At 66.9% G+C, this 15035-nt stretch carries 17 protein-coding genes; 11 read left to right on the top strand and 6 right to left on the bottom strand.

The annotated features are described in order from the left end of the window. Window positions 1–57: 57 nt before the first annotated feature. The 4 genes from dnaK (at window position 58) to L5G33_RS03220 (ending at window position 4245) form a co-directional block, all read left to right on the top strand. Window positions 58–1899: a molecular chaperone DnaK gene (gene dnaK / locus L5G33_RS03205; RefSeq protein ID WP_236996712.1), complete on the top strand. Its 1842-nt coding sequence runs from the start codon at window positions 58–60 to the stop codon at window positions 1897–1899. After that, complete coding sequence (grpE, locus tag L5G33_RS03210) at window positions 1896–2441, top strand: nucleotide exchange factor GrpE (protein ID WP_372476852.1); 546 nt, start codon at window positions 1896–1898, stop codon at window positions 2439–2441. Before dnaK ends, grpE begins: the two co-directional genes overlap by 4 nt. A gap of 178 nt (window positions 2442–2619) precedes the next feature. Beyond that, on the top strand, window positions 2620–3810 hold the full coding sequence (gene dnaJ, locus L5G33_RS03215; RefSeq protein WP_236996713.1) for a molecular chaperone DnaJ: 1191 nt from the start codon (window positions 2620–2622) through the stop codon (window positions 3808–3810). A 6-nt stretch (window positions 3811–3816) separates the two neighbouring features. Further along, window positions 3817–4245 carry a heat shock protein transcriptional repressor HspR gene (locus tag L5G33_RS03220; protein ID WP_236996714.1) on the top strand — a complete coding sequence of 143 codons (429 nt, stop codon included), beginning with the start codon at window positions 3817–3819 and terminating at the stop codon, window positions 4243–4245. 95 nt (window positions 4246–4340) lie between these two features. Here L5G33_RS03220 and L5G33_RS03225 read toward each other — a convergent pair whose 3' ends face one another. Next, a complete protein-coding gene (locus tag L5G33_RS03225; RefSeq protein ID WP_236996864.1) occupies window positions 4341–4655 on the bottom strand; it encodes an EthD family reductase in 315 nt (104 codons plus the stop codon). A gap of 157 nt (window positions 4656–4812) precedes the next feature. Here L5G33_RS03225 and L5G33_RS03230 point away from each other — a divergent pair, with 157 nt between their 5' ends. Further along, window positions 4813–5496 (top strand): nitroreductase family protein, encoded by a 684-nt coding sequence (locus L5G33_RS03230; RefSeq protein ID WP_236996715.1) that lies wholly within the window; start codon window positions 4813–4815, stop codon window positions 5494–5496. Window positions 5497–5626: 130 nt separating this feature from the next. Beyond that, the gene (locus L5G33_RS03235; RefSeq protein WP_236996716.1) at window positions 5627–6100 is read left to right on the top strand and encodes an MmpS family transport accessory protein; all 474 of its coding nucleotides are present in this window, start codon (window positions 5627–5629) and stop codon (window positions 6098–6100) included. A gap of 88 nt (window positions 6101–6188) precedes the next feature. On the opposite strand, the gene L5G33_RS03240 is transcribed toward L5G33_RS03235, so the two are convergent. After that, window positions 6189–7376 (bottom strand): globin domain-containing protein, encoded by a 1188-nt coding sequence (locus L5G33_RS03240; protein WP_236996717.1) that lies wholly within the window; start codon window positions 7374–7376, stop codon window positions 6189–6191. A gap of 176 nt (window positions 7377–7552) precedes the next feature. Here L5G33_RS03240 and L5G33_RS03245 point away from each other — a divergent pair, with 176 nt between their 5' ends. The 3 genes from L5G33_RS03245 to L5G33_RS03255 all read left to right on the top strand — a co-directional run bounded on the left by L5G33_RS03245 (window position 7553) and on the right by L5G33_RS03255 (window position 10414). After that, window positions 7553–8671: an amidohydrolase family protein gene (locus tag L5G33_RS03245; protein WP_236996718.1), complete on the top strand. Its 1119-nt coding sequence runs from the start codon at window positions 7553–7555 to the stop codon at window positions 8669–8671. Window positions 8672–8877: 206 nt separating this feature from the next. Continuing rightward, window positions 8878–9525, top strand: coding sequence for a TetR/AcrR family transcriptional regulator (locus L5G33_RS03250; protein WP_236996719.1), 648 nt, complete (start codon window positions 8878–8880; stop codon window positions 9523–9525). Between the two features lie 19 nt (window positions 9526–9544). Beyond that, window positions 9545–10414: an SDR family oxidoreductase gene (locus L5G33_RS03255; protein WP_236996720.1), complete on the top strand. Its 870-nt coding sequence runs from the start codon at window positions 9545–9547 to the stop codon at window positions 10412–10414. On the opposite strand, the gene L5G33_RS03260 is transcribed toward L5G33_RS03255, so the two are convergent. Continuing rightward, entirely contained in the window at window positions 10399–10968 is a 570-nt protein-coding gene (locus L5G33_RS03260) for a TetR/AcrR family transcriptional regulator (RefSeq protein WP_236996721.1), read from the bottom strand. The genes L5G33_RS03255 and L5G33_RS03260 overlap by 16 nt on opposite strands. A gap of 109 nt (window positions 10969–11077) precedes the next feature. Between L5G33_RS03260 and L5G33_RS03265 the strand changes: the two genes are divergently transcribed. Next, entirely contained in the window at window positions 11078–11968 is an 891-nt protein-coding gene (locus L5G33_RS03265; protein ID WP_236996722.1) for an oxygenase MpaB family protein, read from the top strand. Continuing rightward, the gene (locus L5G33_RS03270; RefSeq protein ID WP_236996723.1) at window positions 11965–12489 is read left to right on the top strand and encodes a DUF4334 domain-containing protein; all 525 of its coding nucleotides are present in this window, start codon (window positions 11965–11967) and stop codon (window positions 12487–12489) included. Before L5G33_RS03265 ends, L5G33_RS03270 begins: the two co-directional genes overlap by 4 nt. Before the next feature lie 4 nt (window positions 12490–12493). Here L5G33_RS03270 and L5G33_RS03275 read toward each other — a convergent pair whose 3' ends face one another. From L5G33_RS03275 to L5G33_RS03285, 3 genes are read right to left on the bottom strand one after another with little or no spacing between them, the layout of a single operon-like run. Then, window positions 12494–13315, bottom strand: coding sequence for a sulfurtransferase (locus L5G33_RS03275; protein ID WP_236996724.1), 822 nt, complete (start codon window positions 13313–13315; stop codon window positions 12494–12496). 25 nt (window positions 13316–13340) lie between these two features. Then, entirely contained in the window at window positions 13341–14258 is a 918-nt protein-coding gene (locus L5G33_RS03280) for a TIGR03564 family F420-dependent LLM class oxidoreductase (RefSeq protein ID WP_236996725.1), read from the bottom strand. Window positions 14259–14310: 52 nt separating this feature from the next. Continuing rightward, window positions 14311–14967, bottom strand: a complete 657-nt coding sequence (locus L5G33_RS03285; RefSeq protein ID WP_236996726.1) for an NAD(P)H-binding protein — start codon at window positions 14965–14967, stop codon at window positions 14311–14313. Window positions 14968–15035 lie beyond the last annotated feature (68 nt).

A 15035-nucleotide genomic window follows, 5' to 3' on the forward strand; every position in this document is an offset into this window, starting at 1 on the left:
GCCAACAGGCCCATACACGAACCGGCTTCCCGAAGCCGCCTACAAGGAGGAACACATATGTCCCGTGCTGTCGGAATCGACCTCGGCACCACCAACTCCGTGGTGTCCGTTCTAGAAGGCGGCGAGCCCACCGTCATCGCGAACGCCGAAGGCTCCCGCACCACCCCGTCCGTCGTCGCGTTCGCCCGTAACGGCGAAGTCCTCGTCGGACAGCCCGCCAAGAACCAGGCGGTCACCAACGTCGATCGCACGATCCGCTCCGTCAAGCGCCACATGGGCGAAGGCGACTGGGCCGTCGAGATCGACGACAAGAAATACACCCCGCAGGAGATCAGCGCCCGCACGCTGATGAAGCTCAAGCGCGACGCCGAGGCATACCTGGGTGAGGACGTCTCCGACGCCGTCATCACGGTCCCCGCGTACTTCAACGACGCACAGCGCCAGGCGACCAAGGAAGCCGGCCAGATCGCAGGTATGAACGTGCTGCGCATCGTCAACGAGCCGACCGCGGCCGCGCTGGCCTACGGCCTGGACAAGGGCGAGAAGGAACAGACCATCCTCGTCTTCGACCTCGGTGGCGGCACTTTCGACGTCTCGTTGCTGGAGATCGGCGACGGCGTCGTCGAAGTTCGCGCGACCTCGGGCGACAACAACCTCGGTGGCGACGACTGGGACGAGCGCATCGTCGAATGGCTCGTCGACAAGTTCAAGGCGGTCAACGGCATCGACCTGACCAAGGACAAGATGGCCAACCAGCGCCTCCGCGAGGCTGCCGAGAAGGCCAAGATCGAGTTGTCGTCGTCGCAGAGCACGTCGATCAACCTGCCGTACATCACGGTGGACGCCGACAAGAACCCGCTGTTCCTCGACGAGCAGCTCTCGCGCAGCGAGTTCCAGAAGATCACCAGTGATCTCCTGGAGCGCACGCGCACCCCGTTCCAGGCCGTCATCAAGGACGCGGGCATCGCGGTCGGTGACATCGACCACGTGGTGCTCGTCGGCGGTTCGACGCGTATGCCCGCAGTCACCGAACTGGTCAAGGAGTTGACCGGCGGCCAGGACCCCAACAAGGGCGTCAACCCGGACGAGGTCGTCGCCGTCGGCGCCGCCCTGCAGGCCGGCGTGCTGCGCGGCGAGGTCAAGGACGTGCTGCTGCTCGACGTGACGCCCCTGTCTCTCGGCATCGAGACCAAGGGCGGCGTGATGCACAAGCTCATCGAGCGCAACACCACGATCCCGACCAAGCGTTCGGAGACCTACACGACGGCGGAGGACAACCAGCCGTCCGTGCAGATCCAGGTGTTCCAGGGGGAGCGCGAGATCGCTTCGCACAACAAGCTCCTCGGCTCCTTCGAGCTCGGCGGCATCGCTCCTGCACCGCAGGGCGTCCCGCAGATCGAGGTGACCTTCGACATCGACGCCAACGGCATCGTGCACGTCACCGCAAAGGACAAGGGCACCGGAACCGAGAACAGCATCCGCATCCAGGACGGTTCGGGTCTCTCCAAGGACGAGATCGACCGCATGGTCAAGGACGCTGAGGCTCACGCAGAAGAGGACCGTGCTCGTCGCGAGGAGGCGGAGACCCGCAACCAGGCGGAGTCGCTGGTCAACCAGACCGAGAAGTTCCTCAAGGAGAACGAGGACAAGGTCCCGGCCGACGTCAAGACCAAGGTCGAGGCTGCTATCACCGACGCCAACGAGGCTCTGAAGGGCACCGATTCGGCTGCGATCCGCACCGCGATCGAGAAGCTGTCGGAGGAGTCACAGGCCATGGGGCAGGCGATCTACGCCAACGCTCAGGCCGAGGGCGACGCTGCAGGCGCAGCCGCTGACGGAGCTGACGATGTCGTCGACGCCGAGGTCGTGGACGACCCCGCGGAAGGTGACAACAAGTGACCAGCCCCGAGACCGGCTCCACGGAACCGGACGAGTTCGTCGAGGAGGTCGTCGACGTGACGGTCGACGAGACCGCCGACGCCGAGACCGCTGCAGATGCTGCAGCGGCCCCGGCCGACGCGGCCCCCGAGGCGCAACAGGTCACGGAACTGACCGAAGCGCTGCAGCGGGAGCGGGCGCAGTTCGCCAACTTCCGTCGCCGCAGCGCCGAGGAGGCGTTGCAGTCGGTGGCTCGCGGCAAGCAGGTTCTCGTCGAGAAGCTGCTCCCGATCCTCGACGACCTGGACCGCGCCCGCGAGCACGGCGACCTCGACGAGGGGCCGCTGCGCGCCTTCGCCGACAAGCTGGCCGGCATCCTCGCGGGCGAGCAACTCGTCAAGTTCGGAGAGCCGGGCGACGCATTCGATCCGGAGGTTCACGAAGCGATCCAGCATGAGGGCAGCAGTGACGCGCCCGTCGTCGGGCTCGTCTACCGCGCCGGATACCGGCTCGGCGACAAGGTGATCCGCACCGCGACGGTCACCGTCACCGATCCTGCATGATCGCCATGCTGATCGAGCGGAGCCGAGATCTCGGCTCCGCTCGATCAGCGAGGGACTCCGCATCCGCCGACCGACCGGAGCCCCGCAACTACCGACCCGTCCGCCGCTGGTCGAGCGAGCGAAGCGAGTCGAAACCACGACATACGACAACAGACTTAATTCCAGGAGGTGACGTCTGATGGCACCACAGCGTGAATGGCTGGAACGCGATTTCTACGCAGACCTCGGCGTTTCTTCCGACGCCACGGCGGAGCAGATCAAGAAGGCCTACCGAAAGCTGGCTCGCGAACTGCATCCCGATGCGAATCCCGGAGACACCGCAGCCGAGGAGCGCTTCAAACGAGTGTCGGAAGCCCACAGCGTGCTCGCCGACGACGAGAAGCGCAAAGAGTACGACGAGATGCGGAATCTCATGGCGAGCGGCAGGTTCCGGGCCGACGGCGGAGGCGGCGGGGGTTTTCCCGGTGGCTTCGGCGGCGCTGGCGGCGGCGCGGGTGGCTTCGACATCGGTGACCTGTTCGGCGGCGGCGGCGCAGGCGGAGCCGACCTCGGTGACATGTTCGGCGGCCTCTTCGGAGGCGGCGGCCGCACCCGAGGGGCGGCCACGTCCCCGCGGCAACGTCGCGGCAACGACCTGGAGACCGAGACGACGCTCGCGTTCCGGGACGCTGTCCAAGGCACCACGGTGCAGTTGCGGGTCACGAGCCCGTCGCCGTGCACCAACTGTCATGGCAGCGGCGCCAAGCCGGGCACCAGTCCACGAACGTGTACGTCGTGCAGCGGTTCGGGTTTCGTAACGCGCAACCAGGGACACTTCGGGTTCTCGGAGCCGTGTCCCGACTGCCAGGGCACCGGCACCAAGATCGACGATCCGTGCCCGGACTGCTCCGGCTCGGGCGTCACGGTGCGGCCCCGCACCATCAACGTCCGCGTCCCGCAGGGCGTCGAAGACGGGCAACGCATCCGGCTCGCCGGCCAAGGCGAGGCCGGCCGACGCGGCGCGCCGTCCGGCGACCTGTACGTGACCGTCCACGTGATGGCCGACAAGGTCTTCACCCGCAACGGCAATGACCTGAAGGTCGAGCTGCCGGTGTCGTTCTCCGAGGTCGCTCTCGGTGCGACGGTGTCGGTTCCGACGTTGGACGGCTCGGTGGGTGTCAAGATCCCGGCGGGCACGTCGGACGGGCGTACTCTGCGGCTGAAGGGCCGGGGGGTTCCGAAGCGTTCGGGCGGCTCGGGTGATCTGTTGGTCACTGTGAAGGTCTCGGTTCCGGCGAAGCTCGACGACACCGCGACCGAAGCGTTGAAGACGTACGCGACTGCCGAGAAGGCGAGCGGGTTCGATCCACGAGACGGATGGGCGCGGTGATGCACGATGGCTACGGAGAAGGCACAAGGTAACGCAGGGAAGCCGCACGGCGTCCCCGGCGAGGCCGCCGCCACCTATCTGATCTCGGTGGCGGCGGAGTTGGCCGGCATGCACGCGCAGACTCTGCGCACCTACGACCGGCTCGGCATCGTCACGCCGCAGCGCACGCGCGGCGGCGGTCGCCGCTACTCGTCGCGCGACGTCGACCTGCTCCGCGAGGTCCAGCGACTATCGCAGGACGAGGGCGTGAACCTCGCGGGCGTGAAGCGGATCATCGAGCTGACCGACCAGGTCGATGCGCTGCGCGCTCGCGTGTTGGAGATGCAGAACGAGATCGATGCGATGCGCAGCGCGGTTCGCCCGGGTGCCGAACTCGTCCCTGTCCCGCACACCAACGCGCTGGTCGTCTGGCAGCCGCGCAAACGCAGGCGCTGAGAGACGATTTCACGCTGCAGGCGTCGCTTCCCGCTAACAGTCCGGACCAGTAGCGGGAAGCGACGCCTGCAGCGTCTAGCGAGGATGCCGTGCGACTAACTGAAGTTCTCGACGACGACCTCGGCGCCGAGCATCGTCACCCCGCCGGTCGCGAAGTTCGCGACGTCGGCTGCGGTCGCCTTGCCCGCTTCGGAGCCGAGTCCCGCGCCGAGGGCTTCCTTCGAGTCGAAGTCCAACGTCGTGATCAGGTAGATGTCCGGAGTGGACCCGTCGAGAGACTCCGACTTCGACACCGAGACGCTGCGCAACCCGGGAATCTCGCCGGCTAGCGGGATGTGCGTGTTGAAGTAGTACTCGTCGAATGCTGCCGGGTCGGTCGGCTGGTTGTAGAGGACGGTCAAGCGGTACATGGCGCTCCGATCTCGGTTGGGGAATGCGTCGGCGATCATGCGAAGTCGACTTTTGGCACTGCGTGTCAGCCTAGTGGAGGGGTGTGCGGACCGAAGTGGATTCGTAGCCCCACCTCGACGGCCTGCCGGGCCTTGCTTGCGTCGATACCATCGACATATGACCGCCATCGACCGTTTCGACTCCGCCGACTTCGACCTGACGCAGACCGACGCGCTGCTGTCGACGACCCGATCAGTGCGAAAGCGACTCGACCTGACCCGCGCAGTGCCGGATGACGTCCTCCTGGAGTGTTTGGAACTCGCAGTCCAGGCGCCCACCGGGTCGAACAACCAGGGGTGGCGGTGGCTCGTCGTCCGTGACGACTCCACCAAACAGCAGCTCGCCGAGATCTATCGCCGAGGCGGAGCCGAATATCTGGCGACGAGCGCGGCGAACGCCGAGCCGGGCAGCCAGTCGGGTCGGGTGGCGACGTCGGCGAATTACCTCGCCGAACATCTCGGTGAGGTGCCGGTGATCGTGATCCCGCTGATCATCGGCCGCCTCGACCAGCTGAGCAGCGAACCGAACACCGCCGCGGCGGCCGGCATGATGGGGTCGATCCTGCCCGCGACCTGGAGTCTGCAGCTCGCGCTGCGCAGCCGCGGACTCGGTAGCTGCTTCACAACGCTGCACCTCAACGCGGAGGCCGAAGCAGCCGAACTCCTCGGCATCCCGCCGCATATGACGCAGGCCGGGCTGATCCCCGTCGCCTACACGACCGGCACATCGTTCCGGTCCGCGCAGCGCCCACCCGTCGAAGAGATCACCTATCTCGACCGGTACAAGAAGCCGATCCGCTGACGTAGCGCAAGATCGGGCCGCTCGGTTTAGTCCGAACGGTCGAAATCGGAGAGATCGACAACGCGGAGTCACCTGGCTCGACTAACGTTCCGTTGCCTGATTCCGTTGTCTAACAAGGAGACTCTCCGCAGTGTCGACTCCTCCTCCGCCCGCGGGCGGTACTCCCAACCCATACCAGCAGCCCTATCCGTATCAGCCCCCGAAGAAGCGGAAGATCTGGCCGTGGATCGTCGGCGGCATCATCCTCTTGTTCGTCGCGGTCATCGGCGGCTGCTTCGCCATCGTCGGCAGCGCCGTCGACTCCGTCGACAAGGAGTCCAAGCGGGAGGTCACCGTCGTCTACCGGGTCACCGGCACCGGGTCGACGTCGATCACATGGACTGACAAGGACTTCAACATGGCGCAAGACACGAACGCGTCGTTGCCGTGGGAGAAGACCGTCGTCGTCACCGGATTCGCGAAGCACGCATCTCTCTCCGTCACCAACGACGAGTCCGACGGCGCGACGTCCAAGTGCGAGATCGTCGTCGACGGGCAGGTGAAGTACACGCAGACGGCGAACGGTCCGTTCGCGACTGCGTCGTGTTCGGGAAGCGTCGGATAGCCCCCGCCGCACCGTGTTCGGCCCCGTCTTCGCTCAGTGGCGACGGGGCCGACCTGCGTGGTCTCGGCGGCGCTCGACCGCCAGCGCGTCAGTTGAGCGGATCGTGGGAGATGTTCGCAGGGTCGACGCCCGTCGAACGCAGCTTGAGCTGCGTGTGGAACACCATCGGGGCGGGGCCGGAGAGCAGGATCTGGTGGTCGATCCAGTTGCGTGGCTCCAGGGAGTGGCGCGACAGCGTGCGCGGATACTCGACCGCGACGTCGCCGACGCGACCGAAGCGGAGGTCGAAACCCCACTGGCGAGGATCGGGAGCGCCGTCGATCCACCACGGGTCGGTCTCGGTCTCGGCGACGGCCGTCACGTGCAGCCACGGGTTGGTCCGCGCAAGCTGCTGCAGCACACCAAGTTCGTACAGCTCTCCCGGATGGCGCGCACCGTAGAACAGCCGGGTCTCCGGATTGTCGACGCGTCGCGCCATGTCGAGGAGGATCGCGCGCAGCGGCGCGAGCCCGGAACCGCCCGCCACCATGAGGACCGGACGGTCACCGGTCACCTGCATGGTGCCGTGCACCTGGCCGAAGGTCCACACGTCGCCCGGCTGAGTCTGCCTGACGATGGCCCCGCTCAGGTATCCACCAGGGATGGCGTGCAGGTGGAACTCGAGTTCGCCGCGTTCATTCGGCGGCGTCGCGGGTGACAGGTTGCGCCACAGGTGCGGCCACTGCGGAATCTGGACCTCGGTGTACTGGCCGGCGTGGAACCGCGGCGCGTCTGCGTCGGCGATCAGCCGCACGACGGCGCGCTCCCTGCTGATCACGAACTTCTGCACGACCTTCGCGTGCCACACCGCAGGCCCTGGCGCGCTCTCGGCCGCACCGCGCATGACACCCGTGATCAGCATCGTGCCGTGCGAGACGGCGTCGTAGACCTCCTGTGTCCAACGCGCCCCGAGCATCCGCGAGAACTCGGTCATCAGTGCGTCGTACATCAACCAGTAGTGTTCGCTCGTGACACCGTACTTGCGGTGGTCGCGACCGAGCTGCGCGAGGAACTCGATCAGGTCCTCGTGGCCGTCCTCCGCCGAGATGGCGTCGAGCACATAGTCGATGACTTGCGCGAACGTCGTACGCAACGAGCCCATCTCGACGGGGAACAGATCGCGTAGCGCAGGCGTGGTCGAGAAGAGCCGAGTGAACACGCCTGCGGCGAAACGGTCGGGGTTCGCCGCGATCATTCGCCTGAGGTCTGACAGCACGGGCTGAGCTGGCGAGTTCACCGGGCGACGTCCTCCTCAGGGCGTGGGAGATGTTTGTTACCCGAGGGTAGTCCTCGGACCTGACAGTGCTCGGGCATTTCCGTTCGTGTCAGCACGAATTCGTGCCTCGGTACCCGGATGCAGTGTGTGGCACTGCATTGTTCACCCGAGCAGGACCCGTGTGGCACTGTGAGATCGTGACGTTGAGCGGAGTGATCCCCGGCATCGTCGACGCGCACGTCCACTTCTACGACCCGATGCGGTCGACGTGGGCGCTGTCTCGTTTCTCGCGCGTCGCGGCCATGCCCGTGATCAACAGATTCCCGCGTGCGGCGCTCTGGCTGTCCGGTCTGCCGTCGCACCGATCAGAGACACGGCTGATGATCGACCCGAGCATCGTGCGGACACCGTACGAGCCGCGCCAGTACGGTGCTGAGGCCAGCGGGGTGCGACGAGCCGCCGGCGTCGGAATCGACACGGTCATCGGGGTGGAGGCGCACTGGGGCGGATCGGGCGCGACGAAGAGCGACTCCTCTTTCGCTGAGACCCGGTACGTGACCGGCCTGCCGTTCGGGCGGTCTCGCGCCCCGCGACTGGGCGGGTTCGTCGTGTCCGGCGACCCCGGCGCTCCCGGTTTCGCCGACGACCTCGACGACCAGTTGCGGTACACCGGACTCGTGCGCGGCGTCCGCTGCAAGTGGGCGAGCCACCCCGACCCGCAGGTCGTCCACGCGAGTAGGCGCTCAGGAGGCCTCAGCTCGTCGGCCTTCCTTCGCGGCTTCGAAGCGATAGAACGCCACGACCTGGCATTCCATTCGTTCGCGTACTCGCATCAACTCGGCGAACTGGACCTGTTGGCGCGGCGGTTCCCGACGACGACGATCGTGGTCGAACACCTCGGCCTTCCGGTCGGCGTGTTCGGCCCGGTCGGCTCGGAGACCGGGATGACGGCCGCCGCCCGCGCCGAGATTCTGAGTCTGTGGCGTGATCGGATCGCGATGCTCGCGGCCCGATCGAACATCGTGGTCAAGGTGTCGGGGCTAGCGCTGGGACTCCTCGGCTACGGCCGTGAGACATCCGGCAACATCGGCGGCCGCGATATCCTCGCCGAGATGATCGGCCCGCTGGTCCTGCATGTCGTGGACCGCTTCGGGCCCGACCGCGTCGTCTTCGGCTCCGATATGCCGGTCGATCGGCCGAACGCGACCATCGACGTCGTCGTCGGCGCTCTGCTGGACGTAGTCGGCGACCGCGGAGACCATCTGCTCGCGCACCTGTTCGCGAAGAACGCGCAGCGCATCTACCGGGTCGATTGAAGGCCGCCCTTCGCAGCACGCACGGCGACGCTCCCGCCCCGTCGCCGTGCGTGAGCCTTGCCCACCGGCACCGGTCGCCGCGAACGCAACGTGTCGCGCGGCGGGTCCGCCCCAAAGAATGTGCACCTAAGGATAGATTTTTGACTGAAGCGCTGTCTAGCGAACAGAGAATTGTCACATACGGCGGTCGAAGGCATGATGGGCGGATGCTCGACGACGACCCCGGGGAGACTGAGCCGCGCGCTCGGGACAAGGGCACACTGCGTGATCAGCAGAAGGCTCGGACCCGTGCGGCCCTGCTCGCGTCGGCGAAGCGACTGTTCATCGAAAACGGTTACGCCACAGTCACCGTCGACGACATCACGCGAGAGGTGGGATGTAGTCGTGCGACGTTCTATCTGCATTTCGCGAACAAGAGCGACGTCCTGGCGCGGGTCGGGGCCGAGACCATGCAGCAGCGGGCGCGAGCCGTCTACGGCGACCTCGACGATGTGCTGAGCGGCGGTCGAAGGGACGAGTTCACGGCGTGGGTCCGGCGGGCGCTTGACTGGTTCGTCCGCAACCGGGACATCCTGCCCACATGGGATGAGGCGCTCGCCGTCGAGCCCAGCTTCCGAAAGGTCGGCAGGGAATCGATCATCGCCCTCACCGATTCGATGCCGGAGTATCTCGCGCGGTGGCCCGCAGGGCGTCGTGGCGAGGCGAGATTTCGGGTGGAACTCCTTGTGGCACAACTGGAACGCTATTTCACGCGCGCGCACGTGCAGGGCACGATCGAGTTCGACCTCGAGTCGGCCGCGGAAATCTTGGCCGATATCTGGTTTCCGGCGCTGACCGCTCCCACGGAAAGCTGAAACATGTTCTAGTTGAGGGATGGGAACTTATGTGGTGACCGGGGCTGCGTCCGGCATGGGAGCGGAAGTGACGCAGCGATTGGTCGACAGCGGGCAGACGGTGATCGGCGTAGATCTCGCCGGCACGGACGTGACGGCCGATCTCTCGACGAGCGCCGGCCGTGCCGATGCGGTCGGTCAGGTGCTCGAGCGTGTCGACGGGCCGCTCGACGGCGTCGTCCTCGCTGCAGGCGTGGGGCCCAAGCGCGGCCGTGAGCGAGCGATCGTCGAGGTCAATGTCCTCGGTGTCACGGAATTCGTTACCGCGCTGCGACCTCGCCTCGCCGCCGCAGGGAACGCGAAAGTCGTTGTCTTCGGATCGAATTCGACGACGTCGACGCCTTTGGTGCCGCGTGGCGCCATCCGGCGCCTCGTCGGCGGCGACACCGAGGGTGCGGCCCGAATCCTGCGCCGCCGCGGGCCACTCGCCGGCCCGGCGTCGTATGCGGCGTCGAAGATCGCCGTGGCGCGATGGGTTCGTAGGCGTGCGGTGGCCGATGAGTGGGCGGGCGCCGGGATTCGGATGAACGTGATCGCGCCCGGCCCGGTGATGACTCCGCTGCTTCAAGGGCAGCTGGCTAGTTCAACGTCGTCTCAGGTGCGGTCGTTCCCGGTGCCGATCCGCGAATTCGGCACGCCCGAGCAACTCGGCGAATGGGTGATGACGATGCTGTCGCCTGCCGCCGACTTCATGGTCGGCAGCGTCGTCACCGTCGACGGCGGCACCGAAGCGCTCCTACGACCGGACGACTGGCCGACACGGCTGCCCGGACGGCTGATCCCACGGATGGCGTGGACCATGTATCAGGCGCCGAAGCGAGGCCGGGTCGCCGACTACTCCGACACCTGACGCTCGTCGAGAAGGGCGAGCGCAGTCGCCGTCGTGGTGCGCATGGCCCACGCGAAATCGTCGATTGACGGGTTCGCCGAGTTCTCGAAACCGGTCAGCAGCAGCATCGAGGTGGCCGCCAGACGTTCGGCGAGTTCCCGGCCGAACAGTTCGACGCCCATCTCCGCGATCGCGTCGCGTCGCGCGGTCTCGACCTCGGTGAGGGCCGCATGGACGGCGGAGTCGACGGCCGCCCAGCTGCGGATGGCGCGCTCGGTGTCGTGCGGCAGGTTCAGGGCGATCTGCATGAGTGCGTCGATCCGGTCGTGCGGGTCGGTGACGTTGCGTGCGGACTCGACGAGGAGGTCTGTCGCCTCCAGGCGCCAGTGTGCGATGAGGGCCGACTCGAAGGCCTTCCAGTTCCGGAACGAGTGGTAGAAGGCGCCGGTCGTGACGCCGGCCTCGGTGCAGACCGCAGCCTGTTTGAACCCGGAGTAGCCGTCACGGGCCAGCACCGTCATGCCCGCGCGGAGGAAGCGGCGGCGAAGCTTGTCGGGGTCGGCGTCGGATTCCATGGGAGAGATTCTGTCACGTGGTGTTGCTCGAACCCCTTGCCGATCTACATAAGCCCACTTATGCTAAGGGGGAGGCGTTGCACAAGCGCACTGAAAGGACGGCCAGGACATGTTCGACCCCGACCGCAATGCGGGACTGGACCCACACCGTGACTTCATGGAGATCTACCGGAACATGTCGCTGTTCGACTTTCCGTGGGACATGAACCAGTCGCTGAGCTTCGCGCTGTTCCGCACGTACGCAGTCCCGAGCATCGGGCGACTCCTCGCCGACACCGGCGGCTTCGACGACACGCAGAAGCGATACGACGACACGGCGATCCTGCTGGAGATCCCCCTGCAACAGGGCTTCTCGACGCCGGATGCCAAGGCGGCGCTGCGTCGCATCAACCAGATGCATCGCGCGTACGACATCACGAACGACGACATGCTGTATGTCCTCGCGACCTTCGTCGTCGTTCCGAAACGGTGGGTCGACGACCACGGGTGGCGGAAGTTCACCTACGACGAGGTCGTCGCGTCCACCAACTACTACCGCGAACTCGCGCGGCACATGAACATCAAAGACGTCCCCGAGACGTACGACGGGTTCGTGACGCTCCTCGACGACTACGAGGCTGCGCACTTCGCGTACGACGAGGGCGGACGCCACGTCGCCGACATGACGTTGGACCTGATGGCGACGTTCTACCCGAAGCCGTCGCGGCCTGCCGTGCGCGTGTTCTCTCGCGCACTGATGGACGACCGGTTGCTCGACGCCTTCCACTATGCGAAGCCTCCCCGACTGGTCGTCGCCGCCAGCCGTCGGGCGATGCGCGCGCGGGCCGCATTCGTCAGGATGCTGCCTCCGCGGCGCAAGCCGAAGGGTGCGTCGGACAGCCACCGCGTCAAGTCGTACCCGGACGGCTACCGGGTCGAGGCGATGGGCACGTTCCCTAGCGGCTGTCCCGTGAAGCACCTGGATTCTTACCCCACCGAACAGAAAGTCGGCGCACGATGACTCTCACCGCCCTCGAACTCCAGGCGGGCCTCTCGTCGGACACGGCATGCGAACTCTACGATTCGCTGCCGTCCGTCACCATCGACGAGATCCTTGGTCAGTGGCATGGTTCCGAAGTCCCGACCGGCCACCCGCTCGACGGACTGCTCGCCGTCTCCGGCTGGTATGGCAAGCGGTTCGACAGCGCCGATCACGTGCACCCGCTGCTGTTCGGTGAGCCGGGCGACCTGTACCCGGTGAACCCCGGCTCGGTTCCGATGAACCTGCTCAACACGCTCGGCACCCGCATGCCGCGGCCGAAGATCCGGGGTATCACCACCGCGTTCAAGGCAGTGCGCACGCGCAGGCATCGCGCCCGCCTCCGCAACGTCGAGTACCGGGGCAAGGTCAGCGCCGCGATGGTCTACGACCAGCTTGCCATCATCGACCACTTCCGGAGACTGGACGACGACACTCTCCTGGGCGCGATGGACCTGCGCAATTCCCCGCGACCCTACTTCTTCCTGTTAGAGCGCGACTGACCTCTCAGCCGACCTCGACATCGCGCTCGGGGTCCGACGACCACTGTGAATACGAGCCGGGGTACAGCGCCGCGCGGAAACCAGCGTGCTCCAGCGCGGCGATCTGGTGCGCAGCGGTGACGCCCGACCCGCAGTAGACGATCACGTCGCGGTGCCCGTCGACGCCGAGATCGGTGAAGCGGGAACGGAGTTCGTCCGCGGTGCGGAACCTCCCGTCCACCAGGTTGTCGGCCGTCGGGGCACTGGTCGCGCCCGGAATGTGTCCGGGACGCGGGTCGACGGGCTCCACTTCGCCGCGGAACCGTTCGCCGGCGCGGGCGTCCAACAGGAGCGCATCGGTGACGACGACGTCGTCGATGTCGACCGCAGGCAGACCTCCGCCGGTCAGCACGACGGTGCCCGTGCGTGGCTTCGCGTCGCCCTTCGACAATCGCATTCCGGCATCGCGCCAGGCGTCGAGCCCGCCGTCGAGGATCTTCACGTCCGCGACCCCGCCCCACCGAAGCAGCCACCACGCGCGAGCCGCCGACATGCCGCCGTTGTCGTCGTAAACGACGACCGGGGCCAACGCGTCCACACCCCAGCGCCGCGCGGCCGCCTGCAGGTCGGCGACGTCCGGCAGCGGATGGCGGCCGCGCTCGGGGCTGCCCGGTGCCGCCAACTCGGTGTCGAGGTCGACGTACACCGACCCGGGCAGATGGCCTTCCCGATACTGTTGCGCACCGTCGTCGCGTCCTAGCTGCCAGCGCACGTCGAGAACCGCTGGCGGCCGAGACGAGAGCATCGCCTCCGCGAGTTCGTCGACGGTGATGAGTGTGTTCGACATGGTTCTCCTCGGCGTGTGGCGGTGGCTACTCGTCCAGTGTGCGCAGGAGGGCCCGGGTGCGGGCGCGGACCTCCGGATCGCGGTCGAACAAGATTCCGACGTACTCGTCGACGCCGAAAGCCGCGAGTTCGGCGAGGCGATCGGCGACGGTGGCCTCGTCGCCGACGATAGCGGCGTCGGCCGGACCGGTGAAGCCTTCACGGTCGAGCATCGCCTTGTACGACGGCAGCCCGTCGTACATCGCGAACTGGCGCCCGGCCTCGGCTCGGGCGGCGTCGACGTCGTCGGTCACACAGACGGGGAGCATCGCGACGGTACGGACGGCGCCGTCGGGTCGTCCGGCGTCGGCGGCGGCCTGACGCAACGTGGGGATGACGTGGTCGCGCAGTGTCTTCGGGCCGGTCATCCAGGTGACCGTGCCGGAGGTGCGACGTCCTGCGACGTTGAGCATCTTGGGGCCGAGCGCGGCGAAGTAGACCGACGGGGCGGGGGCCTGCAAGGTGAGCGATCCGCGCGTCGTGACGAGTTCACCTGCCGCGCTGGCCTTCTCGCCGTTGAGGAGGGGGAGGAGGCCGTCGAGATATTCTTCGGTGCGCTGGACCGGCTTACCGTAGGGAACGCCCCACATGCCTTCGGTGACGACCTTGTGACTGAGTCCGAGACCCAGGGTCAGGCGCCCTCCGAGGATCTGGTTCACCGTTGCCGCCTGCTGTGCGAGCTTCATCGGGTGCTGGGACTGGATCGGCAGGACGCTGGTGCCGAATTCGATGTCGGGGACCTCGCGCCCGACGACGCCGATCACAGTGAGAGCGTCCGGCTCGTTCGGCATCTGCGTGGTCCAAACGCGGCGGAATCCCTCCTCGCGCAGTTCGTTCGCGTTCGCGACCGCGTTGTCGATCGACAAGCTCTTCGCGTTGATGGTCCAGACGACGCCGACCTGCATGTGCGCTCTCCCTCTGCGTGAGTGACGGGTTCGTGGCCGAGTGCCAACGTTGTCAGAGTGCGCCGAGAGCGACCTCGATCGGGACGCTGCCGTCGGTGAACGAGATGTTCTGGTGGATCGATTCCGGGGTCGCCAGTGCGGCGGATGCGACCAGTGCGACGTTGGCGCGCGAGGTTCCGGGCAGGTTCGCCGCTCGAATCGCGGCCGGGTCGATGGTGCCCGACGGCTCGTCCATCGTCAGTGCGCCGGGCATGAGGACGGTCCAGCCAAGGTTGGTCTCACGCAGTGCGGTGTCGGCCGCGGCCTTCGCCTCGGCGTATGCGAAGAACGAATTGTCGCTGGGCACACCGTGGTCGGGCCGCGCGCCCAGGTACGAGACCATGACGAATCGGGCGACGTCTGCATCGCCCGCAGCCTCCATGGTGCGGATCGCCGCGTCGCGGTCGACCGCGTACGTGCGATCCGGGTTGCCACCGCCCGCGCCCGCACTCCAGACGACCGCGTCGAATCCGTCGAGTGCAGCGGCGAGCTGCTCGCGGGTGGCGTTCTCTACGTCCAGGACCAGCGGAGTGGCGCCCGCGGCACGGATGTCGTCGGCGTGCTCCGGATTACGGATGACCGAGGTCACGGCGTCGCCGCGCGCATTCAGCAGAGGGGCGAGAAGCAGTGCGATCTTGCCGTGTCCACCGATGATCATGATGTCTGCCATGGCGACTACGGTACTGATCCCGGCGCATCGCCGCAGAACGGGGGAGCGTTACACGGGAATTCGTCCGA

It is taken from the genome of Gordonia liuliyuniae, assembly GCF_021738805.1.
GTDB lineage: Bacteria > Actinomycetota > Actinomycetes > Mycobacteriales > Mycobacteriaceae > Gordonia > Gordonia liuliyuniae.